We start from the raw sequence: 22,827 nt of genomic DNA on the forward strand, positions 1-22,827 counted from the left end.
AACCCTCTTTAATTATAACGGTAAATCTCTCTTACAAAAAATAATAATACTTAATGCGTAAAGAAGTCCCCCTACTAATCCTAAGCTCATAATGACTAATGGAGTATTCATCGTACCATTCACGATTTCTAAAGGTTGGAAGACGCTGAATAAGGTAAAGTACTTTAACCAGTCAACATTTGCGGATGAATTTACAATGATATTTAAAACATAAAAGATAAGTGTTAATCCACCTGATGCTGCCAATGCCCACTTTGTTTCATTAAACAAAGATGAAAATAAGAACGCATAACCACCAATGACAAAAAATATGAAAAAGGCAAGAACATTAATTTGCAAGAACGTAGAAATTTGAAGTTCAATATCGCTTACTATTACACTAATTCCAAAGAGTCCTGTTACAGTCGTTAGCGCTGAGATGAAAAATAAACTAAGTACAAGCACAACTGCTTGAGTAGTTGCTACTTTTTTCCTAGCAACTGGTGTCGTTAATAAGTAAGCCATGGAACCACGGTCTACTAATGTTACTAGAAGCTGGTTTGCAACGATAAGACAGTAGATAACCATAAAAATCAGAAAGGAAGCGTTATAAAATCCTGTTGAAAGAAAGCCTTCAATCGTTTGTGTGCCAAGCTCCATGCCAAAAATTTCGCGCATTCCTGGTTTTCCGTTGTATTAGGCTTACTCGCAAAAAATGCAGAATCAGCTAGTGCATTTACGTTTTTTATCTTATTTTTACCTTATGTGAGCAGTGCTTTTGTGCCAACTGAAACCATGCCAACATGGCTCCATGCCTTTGCGGACAATCAACCAATGACGCCATTAATTGAAACCTTACGTGGGCTTCTTATTAATACCCCTATTGAAAACAATGGCTGGCTATCTATTATATGGTTTGGGGGATTGCTCATTCTATCTGTGCTAATGGCCTCGATAATCTTTAATTACAGAAAAAAGAATTGATAGTAAAAGGGGTGCTCAAAAGGTCAATAACCTTAGAGCACCCCTAAAAACAACAATAACTAAATCGCTTCCATTTTAAGCTGCACGCTCTCTCAATGCTTCGCGGATTTTTGCTAGTTTTTGATCGTCAATATTATAGAAGTTAATATTAACCATGGCTAGAGCCAAGACAATAGCTGGTATTAAAGCGGTACCAATTAAGATACCAAATAAAGCTTGTGATGATTGTGCTTGGTTTGCTACAAAGCCAAATTGTGCTAGAACAAGACCTGGAATTGCTCCTCCTAACGCCATTCCGCATTTAAAGAAGAAGCCTATGAGGGAGTAAATGAGCCCACTTAATCTCTTGCCTGTTACATATTCTCCGTATTCAATTGTTTCAGGAATGAGTGCCCACATAAATGCTCCAGCTGTTAATGTTCCGATCGCTGTCACAACTCGTGATAGTAAAATCAATTCAATCATCGTTGGGGGAATCAATAATAGCGAAAGCGTCCCCACAATACTTAGTATAAGAGAGATATTAAGCAAGGCTTTCTTTCCGATTTTTCGATTGAGCCATGGAATGAGTGGAATACATAGAAAAGCAGGTAAAGAGCCTAACAATGCATACAGCCCAACAAGATCTTCTCTTCCAAGGTTATACGTTACATAATAAACACCAATCGAGTTACTGATCGAGTTCACACCGAAAATTAGAACAAAGAAAATACTTAAGACGACGAGTGGACGATTTTTTCCAAATTGCTCAAAGATATCGGTGAACTTAATTTTGGCATCATTGTTTACTGGTTTCACTCGTTCCTTTGTACTGAAAAAGCAAAACAGAAGTAGTAATGCACCAACAAGTCCAATAATACCCATGGTTAATTGCCAACTTCTTGTAGGACTCGCTATCTCACCAAAGTAGTTTGATAGAAATGGGACAAAGTAGGCGACAATTACACCACCAAGATTGGCAAAAATCATTCGTACCGATGTTAAGCTAACGATTTCATTACTATTTTTTGTTAGTGCCGGAGTTAAGGCTGCATATGGGACATTCACAAAAGTGTAAACAATCGATAGTCCGATATAGGTAACATACGCATAAATTAACTTTCCACCTTCTGTAAAATCAGGTGTGGTAAAACAAAGAAAGGCTAAGCCGGCAAACGGAATGGCCCAAAACAATAGATAGGGTCTAAATCGGCCAAACCTTGTGTTGGTCCTGTCAACTAATGATCCTACTAATGGATCACTAATCGCATCAATTAAGCGGACGACAAGAAACATCGTTGCAGCAGCTCCAGGAGAGATGCCGTAAATATTTGTGTAGAAGAAAAGCAAGTAAATAGAAGTTGTTTGGTAAATTAAATTACTAGCTAAATCACCTGATGCATACCCAATCTTTTCTCTCATTCCCAATTTGGAATTTTCCTGTAAAGAGGGCTGCGGTTGAACACTTCGCATATGAGTCATCTCCTTGTTTTCATAGAATCACCTGATTCATGAAATGATATGGTTTTACAATTTTTAATAAAGGGCTTACAAAAAAGGTAGTATTTATCGTATGAAAATTATAATTATTCTCAAAAAGTGTTAAAGCGCATACAACTTAGTTAGTTCATTCAATGAACTAAGTTTATGTAAATTAAAATTAACATACATTTCTGCTCCGTGCAACAAATATAAGGGTAAACGCCTAAAAGTGAGAGTATGATTTTTGAGATTGTTCATTTGACAGAAGGTAGAATTTTCTTGTATATGAAAGAGGAATAGATCCTTGTGGATGCGAGTGGCTGGAGATCAGGTGGAACGAACATGTGGAGAAAATGTCCTCCATAAAACAACAAAGTATGCGAAAACAGCCTAAAAAAAGTATATTTCCATTCGTGAGGAATTATGCTCTAATAGTAATAGGAACAATCTGTTCTCCTGTTCTAAGTAGTAATAGAAGTGAGGAATGAAGGTTGAAAAAGTTCAAGAAATTTTACGTAGAGGTTACAAGTATATGTAATCTTGCCTGTAGCTTTTGTCCCCCAACAGAACGACAGAAGCAGTTTTTATCTGTAGAAGATTTTGCAAAAAGATTGGACGAAATTAAACCTTACACAGACTACATTTATTTACATGTCAAAGGGGAGCCGTTGCTGCACCCAAAAATAGATCAATTGTTGGATGTGAGTCATGAAAAAGGATTTAAAGTGAATATCACAACCAATGGAACATTAATAAATAAACGTAAGCACAAACTATTAAATAAACCTGCATTAAGACAGATGAACTTCTCCCTTCATAGTTTTGATGGCCATGAAGGCTCTGTCGATAAAGAAGGGTATGTAGGCAGTATTCTTTCATTTATTAAAGAGGCGACTAGCCAATCAGACATGATTGCCTCACTAAGATTATGGAACCTGACACAAGATAACACGACGAACTTAGAAAGACAGCGAAACCGTCAAGTATTAGAAATCATTGAGAAAGAATTTGATTTAGACTTCAAAATTGAAGAGAAAGTCGTCCCAGGAAGCGGGGTTAAAATTGCCGAGCGAATCTACATTAACCAGGATTATGAGTTTCAGTGGCCTGCCTTACATGAGGAAGAAGACGATGGAAAGGGTTTCTGTCATGGTCTCAGGAACCAGGCTGGTATTTTAGCGAATGGAACCGTTATTCCTTGTTGTTTAGATGGAGAGGGCATCATTAACCTTGGAAATGTTAATACATCTTCTTTCTCAGACATCATCGAGGGCGAAAGGGCAAAAAAGCTAGTCGATGGATTTTCACGTAGGGTGGCTGTTGAGGAACTTTGTAGGAAATGTGGGTATCGTAAAAGGTTTGGCAAGTAGGAAAGAATCGTTTAAATGCTAGGGAAGAGTTGTCTCAAGAAGGAATCATTCTATTGGAGACACCTCTTTTTTTTGAGCGCTCCATAAATACAATGATTAAAATTGGACATTAGTAAAGGTTACATTTACAGGTTAAAATGATAAGTAAGGTATAATAATGGTATTACTGTGAACGATACAGGAGGAGTTTGCTAGTGAGAAGCATTACAGTGGAGGACCTCGCTAAGAAATTTTCGTTAAAAGTATTAGCTGGTGAAGATCAACTGCAACAAACAATTACGCAATCGCATGTGCACCGGCCAGGTCTGGAGTTTGTTGGTCATTTTGATTTTTTTCCAACCGAACGAGTCCAAATATTAGGTAGAAAAGAAATTAACTATTTGCATAAGTTAAGCAAAGACGAACGGAAAATTAGGATCGGGAATATTGTTCATTATCATCCACCGTGTTTTATAGTGACAGCTGGTGAAGAAGGTCTTACATACTTAACTCATTATTGCAAAGAAGAGGGCATTCCTCTCTTAGTAACAGATAGAGTAGAAACAACATCTGAATTTATCATTATGCTTGATGCATACTTGTTGAAAAATTTAGCACCACAAATCTCTGTTCACGGTGTTTGTCTTAATGTGTTTGGGGTTGGGATTCTGCTAAGAGGTCATTCAGGAATCGGAAAAAGTGAAATTGCCCACACGTTAATTGGCCGAGGCCATCGTCTTGTTGCCGATGATGTCGTTGTATTAAAGAAGCTTAGCCCACGAACACTTTTAGGAACTCATGATGAAAAAACAAAGGAGTTTTTGGCTCTTCGTAGCATTGGTTTGTTAAATGTCGTGAGGATGTATGGGCGAAAGGTTTTCCAAGATGAAACCAGGATCTCCCTTGATATTCATTTAACGAAATGGCAAAAGGACTCATTAAATAATGAATTGGAACATGATGCCGCGTTTACAGATTATATGGGAGTGAAGGTGCCTTCCATTGAAATTCAGCTCCAACCAGGGCGTGATGTAGCGGGGCTCATTGAAGCTGCTGCAAACAATTGGTATTTAAGACAGCAAGGCTATAGTGCTGCAGAGGAGTTTATGAGTAGAATTGAAGCCGACTTGACCGAAGCACGAAAGGATCAATAGGAAATGAGAAGCCTGTTATGAGAACCGACTCATAACAGGCTTTGCACATGGCTAAGATTTTTTTAATAATAAATACATAAAATAAGGTGCTCCGATTAATGCGACCATAATCCCTGTTGGAATTCCATCAGGGTCAACTAAATTACGCCCGATCGTATCGGCTAGAACTAAGAGCCACCCTCCCATTAGGACGGCTATCGGGAGAAACAGTTGATTTCTTGGTCCGACTAAAGACTTCGCGATATGTGGTGCCATAAGCCCAATAAAGGCAATCCCACCTGTAACTGATACAGCTGATGCAGCAAGCGCTACGGCAGCTAAAAGTAGGGTGATACGCTCCTTTTCAATCGCAATTCCGACCCCAATAGCAACGGATTCACTTAGTCCAAGAATGTTTAAGCGGTTTGCTTTGTACAAAGCAAAAGGAATCAGCAAGATTAACCAAGGTAAAATAGCAAGAATAAATGGCCAATCAGAACCCCAAATGTTGCCTGCTAACCATTTAGCGATAAAATCGACTTGGAAATGATCGACGGATGAAAAGAGAAGAATCATTACCCCCGATAGTGCCAATGAAAATCCAACCCCTGTTAGAACTAAACGAATGGGCTCAAGCCCGCTCTTTTTGCTATAAGAAAACAAATAAATAGCAATTGCTGTACATAATGCAGCTACAAAAGCTGCAACAGGAAGGAGGTAGACAAAGAGTCCTTCCTTAATGGGGAAAAATAAATAAAAGACAGCAACCCCTACACCCGCTCCTGCATTAATCCCGATAATGCCTGGGTCTGCTAAGTCGTTACGAGTAATCCCTTGTAAAATCGCTCCTGACAAGGCAAGAGCCATACCGGCTAATAATGTCACAATAATTCGAGGCAGTCGAACAGAAAATAACACGAATTCCTCTTTAAAGCTTCCTTGGCCAAGAATGGTTGGGATCATTCGGTCAAAAGTGAGAGAGGAGTGGCCAACTCCAAGACTAACCGTAATGGTGATAATCATTAACGTTGCTAATACCAATAGGATGACTTTTTGTTTTTTCAAAAGTGAGGGATGAATCATGAGAATGCTTTCCCTCCTTTACGAACAATGAAGAGAAAAAATGGCAAGCCAAGTATTGAAACAATAGCCGCAACAGGTGTTTCATAAGGGGCACTAATCGTTCGCCCGACTAAATCCGCTAAGAGCATGAAGCTAGCCCCAAAAAAGACGGATATAGGAATCACATAACGATAATCATTGCCGATAACAGCCCGAACCATATGTGGAATCATTAACCCAATGAATGCCATATTGCCAACAAGAGCAACCGCTGCACCCGCTAAAATAATCACGATTGCAAATAAGATGCATTTAATTTGCGCGGTTTTTTGACCTAAGCCAACGGCTACTTCTTCACTTAAACTTAAGATCGTTACTTGTTTCGATAAAATGATCGCGACGACGAGTCCAAGTAGAATAAAAGGAGCAATCACTTGGAGCTGCCCCCACGTGGTCCCAATTAGTCCCCCTGATGTCCACATTGATACGTCCTTTGAAATTTTAAAATAAATACCAATCCCTTCTGCGATAGCAGAAAGAAAAGCTGTGACAGCAGCACCTGCTAGGACAATTCGAAAAGGGGAGAAGCCACCTTTTTTGGCCATGCCAAGACCAAGTACCATGACCGTACCAATGGCAGCACCGATAAAGCACGCAATCATTAACGAAAAGTAATTTGCTGTTGGAATGAAAGCTACCGTTATCGCAAGGGCTACGTTTGCTCCTGCTGTTAAACCAAGTAATCCAGGGTCGGCTAATGGATTTCTTGTGACCCCTTGCATAATTGCCCCAGATACAGCTAATGCTGCCCCTACAACCATCGCTCCGACGGCACGTGGAAAGCGAATTTCACGAAGCATTGTAAGGCTATCTCCTGTTTGGGTGGTCGTAAGAGCTAGCCAAACATCCGAAAAAGATGTTTTAGCAGCCCCAAAAACCATTGAAATTACAAATACCGCTAGAAAAAGTAGGATGACAGCAATGAATTTTACAATAAAAGGTAATGTGTGTTGGTTTTCTATCTTCATAATGATCTCATCTTTTCTAGTGAAATAATAATAGAGGTTGCCTCGTTTCAAGTTCTTTCCTTGGCAATGTTTCATCATGATGCCTCTTGAATGTGAGTCAACCTCCTGCATGCTAATTATTTAAGAAGCTGTTTGTAAAGAAATCTAATTGGAAATCTAAAGTGATTGGATCGTTAAAATAAAACTCAGAAGCATTTGCCGTGAAGACATGATTATTTAAAACGGCTGGGATGTTTTTGTATGTTTCCGTTTCTTGGAATGAAGTGTCGGCCCCATCCGAACTTAAAATAATATAGTCACCAGCATATTCAGGAAGAACTTCAACGGATAACGCGTAGTAGCCATCATTTAACGCCATTTCTTGTACCTTTTCAGGCATCGCTAATTTCATTTCCTGATAGAGAATTTCTGTTCCGCGTCCCCAGTTATCGCCGAAAACATAAAGCTGTTTATCAAAGTTTTCAATGACTGAAACGGTTGCATCTTCTCCAATTTTTGCTTTTACTTCTTCGCCAGCTTGATGAGCTCTTTGTTTAAAATCATCAACCCAAGCTTGTGCTTCTTCTTCTTTGTTTAATAGCTTTCCAATCTCTAAATGCTGTGTTAAATAATCGACTGCACCGTATGTATATGTAACAGTTGGCGCAATTTCACCTAATTTTTCAAGGTTGTTATTGGAAGGTGCAGCAATGATTAAATCAGGCTCTAATTCAATAATCTTTTCTAAACTTTCATCCGTTACCTCTTCGGTATTTTGTAAGAACGGTTCGTAACGTGGGTTCATCATCGCCCAAGAGTCAACCCCAACAATATTCACATCAAGAGCCATCACACTCCCTGCATTAAAGGAAGCAAGAACAACGACTCGTTGTGGGTCCGCCGGTACTTCAATTGGCCCATTTTCAGATTCATAGACGATCGTATCTTGTGTTTCCTCTTCTTCCGCATTTGTTTCATTAGCAGACGAGCTATTGCTGCAAGCGCTAATAATTAACAGTAAGAGCAGGACGATGGGAAATAGTATTTTTTTCATTTGTAGAATCTCCTTTTAGTAAGTTGTACGTGACGCAAATGGGTTTATTTGTACGGGGATCGTTGCCAATTACCGCATCAATTTGGAAGACTTTCTTTAATACATCTTGTTGGATGACATCGTGACAGCTTCCAGCCTTAACGATTTCGCCACCTTTTAACGCAATGATGTAGTCAGCAAAGCGAGCTGCTTGGTTTAAGTCATGCAGCACCATAATAATGGTTCGACCTTGCTCTTCATTTAACTTCTGTAAAAGTTCTAACACCTCTAGCTGATGTGCCATATCTAAATAAGTAGTCGGTTCATCAAGAAAGATGATTTCTGTTTCTTGTGCGAGTGCCATCGCTATCCAAACGCGTTGCCGCTGACCTCCTGATAGTGCATCAACACTTCGATATTTATACTCGAGTGTTCCTGTTACTTCGAGAGCCCAGTCAATAATGTCATAATCCTGCTTTGTTAAACGTCCAAACCCTTTTTGATAAGGAAAACGACCATAGGAAACAAGTTCACCAACGGTTAATCCGCTCGCACTCTCAGGGGTCTGTGGCAAAATAGCTATCTTTTTCGCGAGGACCTTTGTATTTTCTTTTAAAATACTCTTCCCATCTAAAATGACGTTACCCGATTGATAAGTTACTAACCTTGTGATTGCTTTTAATAAGGTAGACTTCCCGCAGCCATTTGGCCCAATAATAGTCGTTATTTGCTTGTCGGGAATTTCAACACTCAGGTTTTTAACAATGAGTCCTTCACCATAGCCAATGTTTAAATCATCGGTATAAAGGCGAATCATATGCCACCTCCACTAAACATTTATTAATTGAAAATAATTATCAATATCATCTGTTTTTTACTATAAAACTAAGTTGAAACGCTGTCAATAATATTTTTTTATTGTTCGTCAATGGAAATTATCGTATATTTAATTGAGAATGATAATTATTTACACTTGTTTTGTAGAGGAGTGAGTGAGGGTGAAGGAGCTAGAATTGTTTGATTTGACGGTTATTGGTGGAGGTCCAGCTGGGCTGTACTCTGCTTTTTATGGTGGGCTTCGTGAAATGAAGACAAAGATTATCGAGTATCAACCACAACTAGGTGGGAAAATTCACGTTTATCCTGAAAAAATGATTTGGGATGTAGGCGGGTTAATACCAACCCCTGGAGCAAAATTAATCGATCAACTGGTAGAACAGGGGTTAACTTTTGACCCAACCGTTGTGTTAAATGAGAAAATTGAGTCCATAAGCCAGACTGAGAATGGCTCCTTTTTATTAAAGGCAGCTTCTGGTGTTGAGCATTTGACTAAAACAGTTATCGTTGCGGTTGGCGGCGGGATTTTAAACCCTTTAAAGCTTTCCATCAAAGGCGCAGAGCGATTTGAAATCTCGAACTTAAATTACACGATCAAGTCACTAAAGCGCTTTAAAGATAAAGTCGTTCTCATTTCGGGTGGAGGAAACTCGGCCATTGATTGGGCCAACGAGTTAAAATCCGTAGCAAAAAAAGTGTATGTAACTTATCGAAAAGAAGCATTAAACGGTCATGAGTCCCAAGTGAGAGAACTTTTAAATAGCTCGGTTGAATGTATGTTTCAAACTGAAATTACAAATCTGATTGCAGACACAAACCAAGAGAAAATTGAATGTGTTGAACTAACCAACCGTAAGACACAGGAAACGTTCTCTCTAAAGGTTGATGAGGTCATCATTAACCATGGATTTGAACGTGATTCGACGTTGCTAGGAAACAGTGAGGTGAACGTCGATCTGATCGACAATTTTTTCATGAAAGGTAATGCGAACAGCGAATCTTCCATTTCTGGATTGTACGCGGCAGGCGACATCTTAAAGCATGATGGGAAGCTAAATTTAATAGCTGGTGCATTTCAAGATGCAGCCAATGCTGTAAATAAAGCGAAGCAATTTATCCAACCAAACGCGAGCCAAAGCGCTATGGTTTCTTCGCATAATGATGTGTTCAAGGAACGAAATAAAGAGTTATTGAAGCAAATTTTGAGATAACTAGATTTTGGTGTAGGGATGGCGCGGTAGAACGGTGGTCAAAGAGAGAGGTTGGAGCCCGAAAAGCGGGGGAGAGTGGAAGAACGGTAGCCAAAGAGGTAGGTTGGAGCCCGAAAAGCGGGGGAGAGCGTAAGAACGGTAGCTAAAGAGGTAGGTTGGAGCCCGAAAAGCGGGGGAGAGCGTAAGAACGGTAGCCAAAGAGGTGGGGTGGAGCTCGAAAAACGGGGGAGAGCGTAAGAACGGTAGCTAAAGAGGTCGATTGAACCTCGAAAAGCGGGGGAGAGCGTAAGAACGGTAGCCAAAGAGGTAGGTTGGACCTCGAAAAGTGAGGGAGAGCGTAAGAACGGTGGTCAACAGAAGAAAGTTGCCACCGTTCTACAACTACCGCTACAAAATCAAATCTGTCCATTATTTCTTAGTCATTGTTTATATAATAGGATGTTTTGCCGTGTCCTATGTGCTTAAAATTTTTAGAGAGTATTCTTGAGATGGTTTTTTTAGACTTTATAATGTCACACCAGTCTGTTATTGCGTTTGTAGTGATTTTTTTCTCAGGGAATAATTTTTTAAACTCTTCGGCGCTGCGTAGTACGGCTGTTTCTATGCTCTCGTGATTGTGACATACATGACAAAGCAAACGGACTTTGTTATAGGTTTTGTAGAAGGTTTGACAATGCGGGCAAGGAATTCCTTTTTTCAAGTTTTCATAGGCGTAGGAAGGTAAACGAGTGTAGGGGTGATCATCTAAATGCATTGACTGTAATTGTTTCGAAAGTTGTTTGTGTGGTTCTTTTATGGTAGAGGTATTTTTATTGAGTTTAGCCATGAAGCGGTTTATTTGGGCTGGGAAAACGATAGAGCTGTTTAGTGGTGATTGATAAAGTTGAAATTCGGGGTTAATGAAAATGAGATAGGGTTCAATGGAATAGGAACAGCGAAGGTCTTGGAGCAGCCGGCGAAGCAAAGATTCATTTCGTTGTAATTGAAGCAATGGGTTTTTGATTTCTACTTTTTTGTTGGAGTACCACCTGTCTGCTTCGATCAAAAAGTCACCTTCATAGTTTTTGATTTCAAAAAGGTAAATGGTGTTTGAGGTCATGAACAATGAATCAATTTGAAATATCGTATGGTTGCATTCTAATAATAAATCATTTAGAACTAGTTTACTGAATGGGAGGGGGACAAATTGTTTGTCGAATTCCTTTTCGCCTTGATACCCTTTTTCAAGATTTACATAATAGCTTTCTTCTTTAGCTGTTAAGCTCATGCGCTGACGTAATGATCTAAAAATAATTAATTCTAATGATTCATAGCGGGCTTTCTCAATCATATATCTACCTCCACTCGATTTAAATCTATTTTAATAATATGCCTTTAGTATTAGTAGTGGCAAGAATATTTTCAAACAGCTTTCAGTTTAATCTGAAAGCTGTTCGTACAATCTAGGAACTCGCTTACTAATAGAGCATACGATCTCGTAATTAATCGTTCCGGTTAATTCGGCCATGTCATCGATAGGAAATTCAACTACATCAGAGACCTCGATCCCCTTAACATCTGTAACATCAATCATCGTTTGATCCATGCAAACCCTCCCAACAATTTGCGCTTTTTGCCCCTTTGTGAAGACAAATCCTTTATTCGAAAGAGAGCGTGATAAGCCATCGGCGTAACCGATAGGCAATGTGGCAATCGTACGGTTAATCGGCAATGTATAAGTGCGACCGTAGCTAATGGTTGAACCTTCAGCTAAATTACGCAATGAAACAATACTTGAGTAAAGTCGCATGGCTTGCTTTAGGTTAATTGGCATCTGAAGAGCCACATCTGGCTTTAGTCCATAGAGGCTAATGCCAACACGTACCATATCAAGGTGTTTGTCTTTATGTAATAGTGTTCCAGCGCTATTACAGCAATGTTTAATAGGGATCAATATTTCATGTTTTTCTAGTACATCGATGAAGGTCATAAATCTCTCGAATTGCTGATCTGTATAAGCTGAGCAAGGGTCATCTGCTTCAGCAAAGTGAGTAAATAGCCCTTCCATTTCAATATTTTGATGATGAGAAAGTGGAGTAATGAGCTCGAGCAATTCTTCCGTCGTTTGAACTCCTATTCGCCCCATTCCTGTTTCCACTTTGATATGAACGTTTATAGGTGCTTGTGCAAACTCAGCAAGCTCAAGTAATGCATCTCGAACGTCAGAAGAGAAAACGGTTAGAGCAATGTTGTTTTTGACTGCTGCTTCTAGAGCAGCTGGTGCTGTGTAGCCTAAAACGAGGATCGGTGCACGGATGCCGGCCTCACGAAGTTCAAGTGCTTCATCTAAAATGGCAACGCCTAAGTAAGTAGCTCCACCACGCAAGGCGGCTTTCGCTGCTTCAATTGCTCCATGACCATAACCGTCTCCTTTTACGACAGCCATAAGCTTGCAATTAGGAGTGTGCAACCAAGCTTTAAAAGAGGCCGCGTTCTCTTCAAGCGCATCTAAAGAGACTTGTGCATATGTTTTTCGATAACTGCTCCATTTCATTTTGGTGAACTTCCTCTCATGCTAGTTTAATAGAAGGGGTGCCCTAAAGGTCTAAAACAGACCTCTAAGACACCCCTTGTGAATCTACTTTATTCGTATAATAAGTTGATTATGCTAGAACAGTTTCTTCTTTGCGAAGTGCATCCTCGACAGAGACAAGTTCATATCCAAGATCACGCGCGACAGCATTGTATGTCACATGTCCGTTTGCTACGTTTACTCCAAGAGCTAAAGCTTGGTTTTCAGCTACAGCTTGTGCAACACCCTTGTTAGCGATTTGTAGTGCATATGGAATCGTTACATTAGTTAAGCCAATTGTTGATGTACGCGGAACTGCACCAGGCATATTGGCTACAGCGTAATGAACAACATCATGTTTTGTATATGTTGGCTGGTCATGCGTTGTAATTTGATCAGCTGTTTCGATAATACCGCCTTGGTCAACAGCTACGTCAACAACGACAGAGCCTGGTGACATGGACTTGATCATTTCTTCTGTTACTAGTTTAGGTGCTTTTGCTCCAGGAATTAATACAGCACCGATAACAAGGTCAGATTCTTTGACGGCTTCTGCAATATTTAATGGGTTCGACATTAACGTTTGGATGTCATTGCCAAACTGGTCATCAAGCTGACGAAGACGGTCTGCACTTAGGTCGATGATTGTTACATCCGCTCCTAATCCAATGGCAATTTTCGCGGCGTTTGTTCCAACGACACCACCACCGATAATCGTTACTTTCCCACGTTTCACACCAGGTACCCCTGATAAAAGAATGCCTTTGCCGCCTTTAGGTTTTTCTAAGAATTGAGCTCCAATTTGTGATGCCATGCGGCCAGCTACTTCACTCATAGGAGTAAGCAATGGAAGCGTACGATTTACTTCAACCGTTTCATAAGCAATCGCAATGACTCCGCTGTCAACAAGGGCTTGCGCAAGTTTTGGCTCAGCAGCTAAATGAAGGTAAGTGAATAAAATAAGTCCTTTGCGGAAATAGCCATACTCCGAGCTTAAAGGCTCTTTTACTTTCATGATCATGTCCGCTTTAGCCCAGACATCTTGTACGTCCATCATTGTTGCGCCAGCCGCTGTATAATCTGCATCTTCAAAGCCGCTGCCAACTCCAGCACCTTTTTCAATGATGATGTCATGTCCGCTTTTTGTTAGTGCGACCACACCTGCTGGAGTGATGGCTACACGATTTTCATTATTTTTAATTTCCTTTGGAATACCAATAATCATTATGTCGTCCTCCTCAAAGGGATTTATGTTTGCTATAGGGCTAGTATAAATCCCCATAAGGAAGAGCGCATTGTGGGCAACCCCAAAAGTTGAAAGCGTTTATTTGTTGGTTTTAACAAATGGCTAGCTGAACTATTTATGAACCGTATTTAAAAGCTTTATATCTAAGTAGAGCCCAAGCTTTTGTACCGGATCTTTTAATTGAATCGATGTAAGTTCCTGAATTCGTTTTAAACGATACGTTAATGTATTAACATGACAGTGCAGAGTCTTGGCAGCTTCATTCATATTGCCATCCTTATTAAGAATGACTTCTAATGTTTCTAGTAAATTTGTCCGGTTTTCTAAGTCATAACGTTGCAACTTTTGGATCACTGGACTGACGTGAAAGCTGTTGATTTCCTCTGTTTTCTTTAAAATATCAATGTAGCGGAACACGCCAAGTTCATGGAAGAAGTTGGCGTTTGCGAGCTCTTCGGGAAAAGCTTGTTTAAATGAAATGACCTTGGACGCCTCGTTGTAGCTTCTCTTAATGAGATGATATTTTTCATAAAAATACCCACAGCCTGAATCAAGAGTAGAAATACCAAAGCGTTCAATTACCTGTGCCTTAAATGTATCTATAAACTCAATGGCATCATTAAGGTCGTTTTTTGATGAGGTGGGTGAGATCAGGAAAATCAGTTGGTTTTCATCGAGAGTTTCTATTAAGATATTCACTTTTTGAATCGTTTTCGCCGTGTATACCAACTTTTTATATAACTCACGGTCAATGGAGTTAAAGGTAAATAAAATCACTCCTAACGGTTTATTGGAGTGTAGCCCAATGGTAGAAAGTTGGTCCGCGATAGCCTCGTGATTGGCGATGTCTCCGGTAATGATTTGCCAAAGCAACTCTTGGTGATTTTTTTCTTTCTTCTTCTTTTGTAGGTTAAGTTGGAGCAGTTGGTTTTTTGCTTTGCCAGCGATCATTTTTAAATCAGCTAGGTCTTGGTCGTTTAATGTACGTCCGACTTCTAATACCCAAATATAACCGAGGACCTCTTGGTTTTGACGAATCGAAATGGCAACGCGATTTCCAAGACCGATCTCACCAATCTCAGGAATGATGAGTGGCTCATCACTTTGATTTAAAGTAGGAATAACACCTTCTTTCCAAAAACGATGGATGACTCGCTCAGGGACACGGCGACCGATGATCGTTGAAATCCTAGCAGCATCAGTCTCCTCATCATGTGAACTGTAGGCGAGAAGGTAGTGATTTGTATCTTCAATTGTCACTGGACATTGAAATCGCTCGCTAATGGCATCAACAAACTCTTCTAATGAATCAAATGGACGATGAAACAATGGTCTGTTTTCGCCACTCATATAGGAAAACACCTTCTTCCAATTATTGAAAAATCTCAAAATGTTTGTTTGAGAAATACAAATAAAACGCTTACAATTTGTAAAAATTCACAAACATAAGTCGGCTTTATTATGTTAGGATAGCATAAGTAGGTTGATTGCAGCAATTGAAAGCGTTGTCTTATAGGAGGGTATTTATGGATATCTTAGAGATATTAGGACGAATTAATAATGTATTATGGGGGCCGCCGAGTTTAATTTTATTATTTGGGACAGGCTTATTTTTAACCATTGCATTAAAAGGATTACAATTTCGCAAGCTCATCTATGCTTTTAAGATTGGGTTTGGAAAAGAAGATAGTAAAGATGCGGCGGCTGAAGGTGATGTAAGTCATTTTAAGGCGCTTATGACAGCGCTCGCTGCGACTATTGGAAACGGAAATATTGCTGGTGTGGCAACGGCGATTACACTCGGTGGACCTGGTGCCATCTTTTGGATGTGGATTGTTGGTTTGCTAGGGATGGCGACAAAGTACGGCGAGGCATTGCTTGCTGTGAAGTACCGCGTAAAAAATGAAAATGGTGAGTACTCAAGTGGGCCAATGTATTATATTGAGCGAGGGCTCGGTCGGAAATTTAAAGGTCTTGCAATTGCCTTTGCATTATTTGGTGCGTTTGCTGCATTAGGAATAGGAAATAGTGTACAATCCAATACGATTGCGGATGTAACGAGCAACAGTTTTGGCATGGCAAACTGGGTAACGGGTATTATCTTAGTTGTGCTAGTAAGTTTTATTATTTTTGGTGGAATCCAACGAATTAGTGCTGTGGCTAGCTTCTTTGTTCCGATCATGGCATTTCTTTACATCGGTGGAGCTCTTTTAATTTTAATTTTAAATTATGATATGATTCTTCCGGCATTTGAACTTATTTTCTATTATGCATTTAACCCTGTTGCAGCTGCCGGTGGTTTTCTTGGTGTGGTTGTATCAGAAGCGATTCGTAACGGTGTTGCACGTGGAATCTTCTCAAATGAGGCTGGTTTAGGTACAGCTGCATTGATTGCTGGTAATGCTCGTGCGGACCACCCTGTTAAACAAGCGCTTGTAGCGATGACAGGTACGTTTATAGTAACCATTGTTGTTTGTACGATGACGGGGCTAACCCTGCTCATAACAGGTTTCTGGGATGCATCAGGCGGATTGATCTCCGGAATTACTCATGATGCAACACTTGAAGGTGGGGCATTAACAAGTGCAGCATTCGGGTCCGTTCTAGGTGTAGTGGGAGAATACATTGTTTCATTCTCTGTTATATTCTTTGGCTTTTCAACGATTGTTGGTTGGTATGTTTACGGGGAAAAATGTTTCGAGTATTTAGTTGGTTCAAGAGGAATTGCAGGTTATCGTCTTGTTTACATTGCGGCTTGTGGTGTCGGAACCATCGCTAACCTAGCTACAGTTTGGGCATTTGCTGATATGGCTAATGCATTAATGATGATACCAAACTTAGTCGCTCTTCTTCTCCTTTGGAAAGTCATTGTAGCTGAAACAAATGACTATTTTAATAATTTCTATGAAAATGCGAAGATAGCGCGTTCTCCAGAGAGAAAGATTGGTTGATAGAAAGCTAGTTAAGCAAAAGGATCGCTAACGTTGAATAGTAGTGATGGATGTCTAAAAGCATCTCGACTTAGGTTGAGGTGCTTTTTTGTGTTTGGTAAACGATAGTTAGTATTGGAGAGGTGGTTGGCTAGAGCCTAAACAGAGCGAGAAGGAAGAAAGTAGGGAACCAGAAGGAGGAACTGGAGCCCGAACAGAGAGAGAATGGAGAAAGCGGGGAACCAGAAGGAGGATCTGGAGCCTGAACAGAGAGAGAATGGAGAAAGTAGGAAACCAGAAGGAGGAACTGGAGCCTGAACAGAGCGAGAAGGAAGAAAGTAGGAAACCAGAAGGAGGAACTGGAGCCTGAACAGAGCGAGAAGGAGTCAAGTCCGAACTATTGTGTAATTTCAGATACAACGTTACTACCTCTTTATTATTTTTTCTTGGGAAGGGGGTACCCCCTTCCCAAGAAAAAATTTCGCTTCGCGTTTTTGGGTTGGTTTATCTCTTTCTTTTGTTTAGTTCCAGGTTTTCATTTTCCATTAAGAAAGCACCAATTAGTCGAAAGGCTGACTGTGTGTTGGGGAAGATTCGAATGACTCGTTCCCTCCTCCTTATTTCTTGGTTTAACCGTTCTAAAGAGTTGGTACTCGTTATATTTCTTTGATACTCTTCTGGTTCATTAAGGTATTGGATCGAGTCTTGAAACCCCTCGTCTAGGATTTCAATCGCTTTTTTAATTTTGGGATTTCCCTCGTAACGTGAATTAAATTCATCTTTGTATTTTGTAGCTTCTTTAGGCGATATACTCTGATAAATTCTTCTCATATCCGCTATCACTTGTCCCATATCTTTTTTAGGTAATTTTTCTATGAAATTTCTTTTAAAGTGAACCGTACAGCGTTGCCAAGAGGTTCCAATAAATTCTCGTTCGATTGCTTTCTTTAAACCAGCATGAGCATCTGAGATAACCAACCTAGGAGATTGTAAGCCTCTGGATTTAAGATCCTGGAAAAAGCTCTGCCAGGATTCAAAACTTTCAACATGATCTATTTTTAAACCAATTACTTCACGCTTCTTTGCTTCATTCATAGCTGTCATAATATAAACAGCTTTGGAAACAACTTTATGATGTTCACGAACCTTGATATACATGGCATCAGCATAGAGATATGGGAAATAGTGAACATTGAGTGGACGACTTGCCCACTTGTTAACGATAGGGTCCAACTTTTCAGTCAAAGAAGAAACAAAAGACTTCGACATACTCTCTCCACATAGTTGTTCAACAATGTTCGTTACTTTTCTTGTAGAAACCCCATTGACGACCATTTCCAGCATAGAGAGAATGAGTGCTTGATCCACTCGAGCGAACTTCTCAAAAACAGAAGGAGAAAAACCTCCTTCCCTTGTACGAGGAACTCGTAATGAAATCTTCCCGTTACTAATAACGAGCTCGCGCTCATAATAGCCATTACGGTAATCACGGCGTTCTGATGAACGTTCATAAGCAGCCGCCTTTAAATAGTCATCACGTTCTTTTTCCATAATTTCATTCAAGACTAATACGATGGATGATTTCACTACTGCATCAATATTAGAATTCATTACAGATTCTTTTAAAACATCAATATCTAGGTTAAACTGTATTTGAGTCATTCATATTCCTCTTCTCATTGTTTTTGGTGGTAGAAAACATTGTATCCAAGAAGGGACAGAATGACTCTTTTCTTTTTACACAATTATATGGACTTTATCGCGAGAAGGAAGAAAGTAGGGAACCAGAAGGAGGATCAAGAGCCCGAACAGAGAGAGAATGGAGAAAGCGGGAAACCAGAAGGAGGATCTGGAGCCTGAACAGAGAGAGAATGGAGAAAGCGGGGAACCAGAAGAAGGAACTGGAGCCCGAACAGAGAGAGAAGGAAGAAAGTAGGGAACCGGAAGGGAGAGCAGGGACCTCTCCGCCTTTATCGTTCCCCAATCTAGACTCACAGTAATGCAACTCAAGACGAGCTGTTACAAGATTGATCATTTAGGTTTAACATAATGAGATGAGGAGCTGTGACCTTTATGTTCATAGTTTATAGATAGAATCTTTCGGATCGTTTTTTTGGAAATCATTTTATTGGACCATTCGTAGATGATGTTAGTTGTGATTTTCTTTTTAGGAAACAGTAGAATGAATTCTTCTATCGTGCGTTTGAGGGCAGCATGGGAGTTTTCACTGTTGCTGCAATGGTTACATTGTATTGTTTTCTTATTTGAAAAAGCAGTGTAGAAGGATTGGCAAGTAGGGCAATAAATGCCTTTTTTTAGAGAAGGAAAGTCGTATTTTGGTAAGCGAGTGTAGGGAGATTCAGGTAAATGGAGAGTTAGTATTTGTTTGGCTAGTTTTTCGTTTATTTCTTTTAAGGGAGAAGAATTTCTTTGTAATTGATTAAAGAAACGTTTTAATTGTGTAGAAAAGATAATAGGGAGATTAAGAGGTGTTTGGTAGAGCTGAAATTCAGGACTGATGAAAACGACATATGCTTCAATGGGAGAAGAGATATGGAGTTCTTCGAGTAGCCTTCGAAATAGGGATTCAGTTCGTTGTAATTGGAACAAGGGGTTTTTGATTTCAGTATTCGATAGGGAGTACCAACGATCACCTTTCATATAAAAGTCACCTTCGTAATTCTTTATCTCAAAAAGGTAGAGGGTGTTGGAGGTGATGACAAGAGAATCGATTTGAAAGATGGTGTTGTTATGTTCTAATAACAAATCATTTAAGACAATCATGTCTTTTGTATGAAGGTTGAGCCATTTATCAAATTGTTGCTCACCTTTATAGCCTTTTTCTAAACTCATGAAATAATGCTCTTCTTTTGAATGAAACTTCATACGGGTATGTAAGGAGCGTAAAATCTTTAGTTCAGATGATACATGGCGATGTTTCATGGTCATAACCTCCCATATAACAAAAACAAAACAGACTAACCCTCTGCCAACAAGTCAGAGGTTAGCCTGTAGTTGAATTATGCATTTATTTTTTTACCGGACCATTCACCAACAAATTCAATTTCATCGTAATTAAAGAAATTGTTTAGGATTTCTTCACGGTCATCAAGGAAAAGTTGATCTGCTACAGCTGAGACAAGCTTTGGTATGCCAAATCGCATTCCTGAAAGGGCAGAAGCAGCTATGCCGCAACTGATTAATGCAGAGTAATTGAATGCAAATAGGCCATGAAGGTATTTCGAGCCTGATTGATCCCGGCTTAAAAATGAAAAACCAGTATTTAAATACGGGTGTGCATCGAGAATAGGGTTAGCTACATCTTCGGGTGCTTTGTAGCGGTCCCCCCAACGAGCGATATGCTGTTCGACAAGTTTTAATTCGGGTCGCAGAGCTGGATCAGTAAGTAAGCCGGTACTAATGATTAGAAAATCAAATGTCTGCGTACCTTGGGGAGTTGTGACTTGAACGGATTGATCCGTCGTTTTGACATCGAGCCAAGGTGCTCCGAGATGCAGCTTAAAACCAGGCCAAGAGGTTGCGCGATCAAATGTATCATTGGTTGGTGGTTGGTTATGTTTAAAGAAGTGAGAAATGGCTGCATATTTATCCTCATCGGGTAAAGCGTGAAAACGCTCGATCATTCCCGATCCTTCCATTTGGCGGATGGGGTTGATACGCGGCATCTCCTTACGGCGGACAAAGACATGAGCTTCGGCTACACCTTCTGCTAAAGCAAAGTTGGCATTATCAAAAGCGGAAGCGCCTCCTCCTAATATAGCCACCTTTTTTCCTTGAAGATGTTCGAAATCGATCGGTTCAGATGTGTGAGTATAAAGATGACGTGGTACATTTTCTGTGATCAGTGGTGGCACATGCCACTCACCACCACCTTGGATGCCAGTTGCCAAAATGACTTTTCTTGCCAAAAGGGTGCTTGAAGGGGCTCCAGCTCCTTCAATATGCAAGCGGTGAATTCCCTTTACTTCAGGTTCTATTACGTTTAACTTCACTTCATTAACGACAGGTAGATTAAGAACACGTCGATACCAACGAAGATAGTTCATCCAATCGCCTCTTGGGATTTTGTCGACCTTCTCCCAACTTTCCGCTCCAAATTGTGCTTCCCACCATGAGCGAAAGGTGAGAGAGGGGATACCTAAATCAACCGACGTTAAATGTTTAGGCGTCCTCAAAGTGACCATTCTCGCATAGGTTTCCCAAGGGCCTTCGAACCCTTGTGTGTTCTCGTCTATTACAAGAATGTTAGATATTCTCTCGCGTAAAAGTCCAAAAGCTGCGCCTAACCCACTTTGTCCGCCGCCGACAATAATGACATCATAAACATGTCCTTGTGGATGGCTAATTGGACGAACCCAATCGTCTCCGCCAAAGGCTAAGTATGAAAGGTCGGTTTTCACTCGTTCATTTAAAGTCTCTAAGCTCATGTTTTCTTCATCCCTTTCAACGTCTATCGTAAATGATGGTCGATTTCATATATAGTAGGGATCATCGTATCATCTTCGTTTGTTTTATAGGAGGTTCATAATATCCAAAATGTGAGTCTGTAATTAGTTGGTTTAACTAAAAAGTCATGAAGAAAAGATGTATTGATGGACCTTATCTCAGTAAGAATCCTTTATTTTGCATGTCTAATGCGGTTGGTAATTGTAGCTATTGCAATTGTTAGATAATCAAACAACTTTTTTGACGGCTGACGGCTTACTAGCTTCCAAAATAATTACAAATGTAAAAAGGACGGAAAAGGTATATTCACCTATTCCGTCCCTGTTCTATTCAATCTTTACATGAACTTGATCAATTGCATGATATCCATAGCCTTTTCTATTCCAAAACGGTTCTAATGGCTGCGTTCGCCCAAATGAGTCGGTTGCTTTAGACATAAGTGTATATTCACCAGGTTCATACACAGACCATTCAAATGTCCAACTAGACCAACCGTAGGAGCCATTCGGTGGCTCATGAAAAGCATCAAACCACGTTTCTCCTTGGTCTGTACTTACTTCAACCTTTGAAATTTTGCCAGTACCTGTCCAAGCAATTCCTTTAATGACGTGCGTTCCTGTGTTCATGATGTCCCTATCGACGGGTTGTTGGATTGTAGAATTGACATTCACCGTTGTAACGGGAAAGGCACCTGAATCGTTTTCTTTATTGGGATAGTACACATAATCTACAGATTGATAAGGACCTTTAAATTCTGAGCTAATTAAGCTGATTTGTTTAATCCACTTAACCGATGCCATGCCATACCAATTGGGAACGATTAGTCTTAATGGATACCCGTGTTTAAAAGGGATGGGTTGGCTATTATACTCATAAGCAATGATGGTATCTGGGTCTAGTGCCTTTTCTAGTGGTAAACTTCTAGAATAAGAATATTCATTATTTAAATCAGTTCGTTTGCCTTTATCATAGCCTTCAAAAAGAATCTCTTTTGCGTTTGCGTTCATACCTGTGGCTTCTAGCAAAGTTGTAAGAGGAACCCCGGTCCAGAAACCTTGGCTTATGGCTCCTTTTCCCCATTGATCGCCAAAGGTTTTGGGCTCGAATAGGCTACGTTTATTTCCCGCACATTCCAAGGCGACTTTGATTGTTTTTGAAGGGAGCTTAACAATCTCCTGAAGTGAGAATACTTTTGGTGTAGAGACTAAACCGTTTATAGGTAGCCAGTAGTTTGAGTACGTAAGTGTTGGGTAGGAGAAATGATTTCTTTTAAAAAACAATTCTGAGGACATGGCGTTTGTGCTTAAAAATGAAATCGGTGTTTCTTGATTTTCTGGTTGTATTCCATGGGTTGTGAGTGTTGGTTGATGTAAACGATCTTGAGGATTTGACATAATTACCTCCTATCTAAAAAGGTTCGTACCTATATGTATGCATCAAGTTAAAGAAATATTGTGAATATGATTACTTTAGTTATTTCTTCCTCCTTCATACTTCGGTTCATTTCATGATAAAATAACGATTAGCGCTGTTATCCAATTGCTGATGGGAAACAAAGGAAAGGCAGAAACGTTTGC

At 39.9% G+C, this 22,827-nt stretch carries 19 protein-coding genes; 5 read left to right on the forward strand and 14 right to left on the reverse strand.

Features of this window, described 5'->3' with window-relative positions; genetic code table 11:
- Window positions 1–12: 12 nt before the first annotated feature.
- Window positions 13–657 carry an ABC transporter permease subunit gene (locus tag LQ50_RS10645; protein WP_034628964.1) on the reverse strand — a complete coding sequence of 215 codons (645 nt, stop codon included), beginning with the start codon at window positions 655–657 and terminating at the stop codon, window positions 13–15.
- On the opposite strand from LQ50_RS10645, the gene LQ50_RS10650 reads away from it, so the two are divergent.
- The gene (locus tag LQ50_RS10650) at window positions 622–963 is read left to right on the forward strand and encodes an ABC transporter permease (RefSeq protein ID WP_034628966.1); all 342 of its coding nucleotides are present in this window, start codon (window positions 622–624) and stop codon (window positions 961–963) included. The two genes, LQ50_RS10645 and LQ50_RS10650, sit on opposite strands and share 36 nt — an antisense overlap.
- Before the next feature lie 75 nt (window positions 964–1,038).
- Here the strand turns inward: LQ50_RS10650 and LQ50_RS10655 are convergent, their stop codons facing one another.
- Window positions 1,039–2,415 carry a glycoside-pentoside-hexuronide (GPH):cation symporter gene (locus LQ50_RS10655; RefSeq protein WP_034628967.1) on the reverse strand — a complete coding sequence of 459 codons (1,377 nt, stop codon included), beginning with the start codon at window positions 2,413–2,415 and terminating at the stop codon, window positions 1,039–1,041.
- Window positions 2,416–2,915: 500 nt separating this feature from the next.
- Here LQ50_RS10655 and LQ50_RS10660 point away from each other — a divergent pair, with 500 nt between their 5' ends.
- On the forward strand, window positions 2,916–3,794 hold the full coding sequence (locus tag LQ50_RS10660) for a radical SAM/SPASM domain-containing protein (RefSeq protein ID WP_034628969.1): 879 nt from the start codon (window positions 2,916–2,918) through the stop codon (window positions 3,792–3,794).
- A gap of 194 nt (window positions 3,795–3,988) precedes the next feature.
- On the forward strand, window positions 3,989–4,927 hold the full coding sequence (gene hprK / locus LQ50_RS10665) for an HPr(Ser) kinase/phosphatase (RefSeq protein ID WP_034628970.1): 939 nt from the start codon (window positions 3,989–3,991) through the stop codon (window positions 4,925–4,927).
- 51 nt (window positions 4,928–4,978) lie between these two features.
- On the opposite strand, the gene LQ50_RS10670 is transcribed toward hprK, so the two are convergent.
- The 4 genes from LQ50_RS10670 to LQ50_RS10685 form a co-directional block, all read right to left on the reverse strand.
- Window positions 4,979–5,989, reverse strand: coding sequence for a FecCD family ABC transporter permease (locus LQ50_RS10670; protein WP_034628971.1), 1,011 nt, complete (start codon window positions 5,987–5,989; stop codon window positions 4,979–4,981).
- Complete coding sequence (locus tag LQ50_RS10675) at window positions 5,986–6,996, reverse strand: FecCD family ABC transporter permease (RefSeq protein ID WP_034629025.1); 1,011 nt, start codon at window positions 6,994–6,996, stop codon at window positions 5,986–5,988. Before LQ50_RS10675 ends, LQ50_RS10670 begins: the two co-directional genes overlap by 4 nt.
- A gap of 112 nt (window positions 6,997–7,108) precedes the next feature.
- Complete coding sequence (locus LQ50_RS10680) at window positions 7,109–8,029, reverse strand: iron-hydroxamate ABC transporter substrate-binding protein (RefSeq protein WP_034628972.1); 921 nt, start codon at window positions 8,027–8,029, stop codon at window positions 7,109–7,111.
- A complete protein-coding gene (locus tag LQ50_RS10685) occupies window positions 7,980–8,825 on the reverse strand; it encodes an ABC transporter ATP-binding protein (protein WP_034628974.1) in 846 nt (281 codons plus the stop codon). Before LQ50_RS10685 ends, LQ50_RS10680 begins: the two co-directional genes overlap by 50 nt.
- A gap of 181 nt (window positions 8,826–9,006) precedes the next feature.
- On the opposite strand from LQ50_RS10685, the gene LQ50_RS10690 reads away from it, so the two are divergent.
- Entirely contained in the window at window positions 9,007–10,056 is a 1,050-nt protein-coding gene (locus LQ50_RS10690) for an NAD(P)/FAD-dependent oxidoreductase (protein WP_034628975.1), read from the forward strand.
- A gap of 415 nt (window positions 10,057–10,471) precedes the next feature.
- Here LQ50_RS10690 and LQ50_RS10695 read toward each other — a convergent pair whose 3' ends face one another.
- From LQ50_RS10695 to LQ50_RS10710, 4 genes are all read right to left on the reverse strand, one after another.
- Entirely contained in the window at window positions 10,472–11,386 is a 915-nt protein-coding gene (locus LQ50_RS10695; protein WP_034628976.1) for a nuclease-related domain-containing protein, read from the reverse strand.
- Window positions 11,387–11,473: 87 nt separating this feature from the next.
- Window positions 11,474–12,589 carry an alanine racemase gene (alr, locus tag LQ50_RS10700; protein WP_034628978.1) on the reverse strand — a complete coding sequence of 372 codons (1,116 nt, stop codon included), beginning with the start codon at window positions 12,587–12,589 and terminating at the stop codon, window positions 11,474–11,476.
- Window positions 12,590–12,698: 109 nt separating this feature from the next.
- Window positions 12,699–13,832 carry an alanine dehydrogenase gene (gene ald, locus LQ50_RS10705; RefSeq protein ID WP_034628979.1) on the reverse strand — a complete coding sequence of 378 codons (1,134 nt, stop codon included), beginning with the start codon at window positions 13,830–13,832 and terminating at the stop codon, window positions 12,699–12,701.
- A 132-nt stretch (window positions 13,833–13,964) separates the two neighbouring features.
- Window positions 13,965–15,203, reverse strand: a complete 1,239-nt coding sequence (locus LQ50_RS10710) for a PucR family transcriptional regulator (protein WP_034628981.1) — start codon at window positions 15,201–15,203, stop codon at window positions 13,965–13,967.
- A 176-nt stretch (window positions 15,204–15,379) separates the two neighbouring features.
- On the opposite strand from LQ50_RS10710, the gene LQ50_RS10715 reads away from it, so the two are divergent.
- A complete protein-coding gene (locus tag LQ50_RS10715; RefSeq protein ID WP_034628983.1) occupies window positions 15,380–16,804 on the forward strand; it encodes an alanine/glycine:cation symporter family protein in 1,425 nt (474 codons plus the stop codon).
- 483 nt (window positions 16,805–17,287) lie between these two features.
- On the opposite strand, the gene LQ50_RS10720 is transcribed toward LQ50_RS10715, so the two are convergent.
- The 4 genes from LQ50_RS10720 to LQ50_RS10735 all read right to left on the reverse strand — a co-directional run bounded on the left by LQ50_RS10720 (window position 17,288) and on the right by LQ50_RS10735 (window position 22,644).
- Window positions 17,288–18,445 carry an IS256 family transposase gene (locus tag LQ50_RS10720; RefSeq protein WP_034628984.1) on the reverse strand — a complete coding sequence of 386 codons (1,158 nt, stop codon included), beginning with the start codon at window positions 18,443–18,445 and terminating at the stop codon, window positions 17,288–17,290.
- 369 nt (window positions 18,446–18,814) lie between these two features.
- A complete protein-coding gene (locus tag LQ50_RS10725) occupies window positions 18,815–19,636 on the reverse strand; it encodes a nuclease-related domain-containing protein (protein ID WP_161784677.1) in 822 nt (273 codons plus the stop codon).
- Window positions 19,637–19,803: 167 nt separating this feature from the next.
- Complete coding sequence (locus LQ50_RS10730; protein ID WP_034628987.1) at window positions 19,804–21,231, reverse strand: NAD(P)-binding domain-containing protein; 1,428 nt, start codon at window positions 21,229–21,231, stop codon at window positions 19,804–19,806.
- 345 nt (window positions 21,232–21,576) lie between these two features.
- Window positions 21,577–22,644 carry a sulfite oxidase gene (locus tag LQ50_RS10735; RefSeq protein ID WP_034628988.1) on the reverse strand — a complete coding sequence of 356 codons (1,068 nt, stop codon included), beginning with the start codon at window positions 22,642–22,644 and terminating at the stop codon, window positions 21,577–21,579.
- Between the last annotated feature and the right edge of the window lie 183 nt (window positions 22,645–22,827).

The organism is Halalkalibacter okhensis, from assembly GCF_000787375.1.
GTDB classification, from domain to species: domain Bacteria; phylum Bacillota; class Bacilli; order Bacillales; family Bacillaceae_D; genus Halalkalibacter; species Halalkalibacter okhensis.

What these genes read in the sequence shown, in the direction of transcription:
- LQ50_RS10645 (WP_034628964.1), bottom strand. Translation starts at nt 657, where the DNA reads ATGCGCGAAATTTTTGGCATGGAGCTTGGCACACAAACGATTGAAGGC.
- LQ50_RS10655 (WP_034628967.1), bottom strand. Translation starts at nt 2,415, where the DNA reads ATGCGAAGTGTTCAACCGCAGCCCTCTTTACAGGAAAATTCCAAATTG.
- LQ50_RS10670 (WP_034628971.1), bottom strand. Translation starts at nt 5,989, where the DNA reads ATGATTCATCCCTCACTTTTGAAAAAACAAAAAGTCATCCTATTGGTA.
- LQ50_RS10675 (WP_034629025.1), bottom strand. Translation starts at nt 6,996, where the DNA reads ATGAAGATAGAAAACCAACACACATTACCTTTTATTGTAAAATTCATT.
- LQ50_RS10680 (WP_034628972.1), bottom strand. Translation starts at nt 8,029, where the DNA reads ATGAAAAAAATACTATTTCCCATCGTCCTGCTCTTACTGTTAATTATT.
- LQ50_RS10685 (WP_034628974.1), bottom strand. Translation starts at nt 8,825, where the DNA reads ATGATTCGCCTTTATACCGATGATTTAAACATTGGCTATGGTGAAGGA.
- LQ50_RS10695 (WP_034628976.1), bottom strand. Translation starts at nt 11,386, where the DNA reads ATGATTGAGAAAGCCCGCTATGAATCATTAGAATTAATTATTTTTAGA.
- alr (WP_034628978.1), bottom strand. Translation starts at nt 12,589, where the DNA reads ATGAAATGGAGCAGTTATCGAAAAACATATGCACAAGTCTCTTTAGAT.
- ald (WP_034628979.1), bottom strand. Translation starts at nt 13,832, where the DNA reads ATGATTATTGGTATTCCAAAGGAAATTAAAAATAATGAAAATCGTGTA.
- LQ50_RS10710 (WP_034628981.1), bottom strand. Translation starts at nt 15,203, where the DNA reads ATGAGTGGCGAAAACAGACCATTGTTTCATCGTCCATTTGATTCATTA.
- LQ50_RS10715 (WP_034628983.1), top strand. Translation starts at nt 15,380, where the DNA reads ATGGATATCTTAGAGATATTAGGACGAATTAATAATGTATTATGGGGG.
- LQ50_RS10720 (WP_034628984.1), bottom strand. Translation starts at nt 18,445, where the DNA reads ATGACTCAAATACAGTTTAACCTAGATATTGATGTTTTAAAAGAATCT.
- LQ50_RS10725 (WP_161784677.1), bottom strand. Translation starts at nt 19,636, where the DNA reads ATGAGTTTAGAAAAAGGCTATAAAGGTGAGCAACAATTTGATAAATGG.
- LQ50_RS10730 (WP_034628987.1), bottom strand. Translation starts at nt 21,231, where the DNA reads ATGAGCTTAGAGACTTTAAATGAACGAGTGAAAACCGACCTTTCATAC.
- LQ50_RS10735 (WP_034628988.1), bottom strand. Translation starts at nt 22,644, where the DNA reads ATGTCAAATCCTCAAGATCGTTTACATCAACCAACACTCACAACCCAT.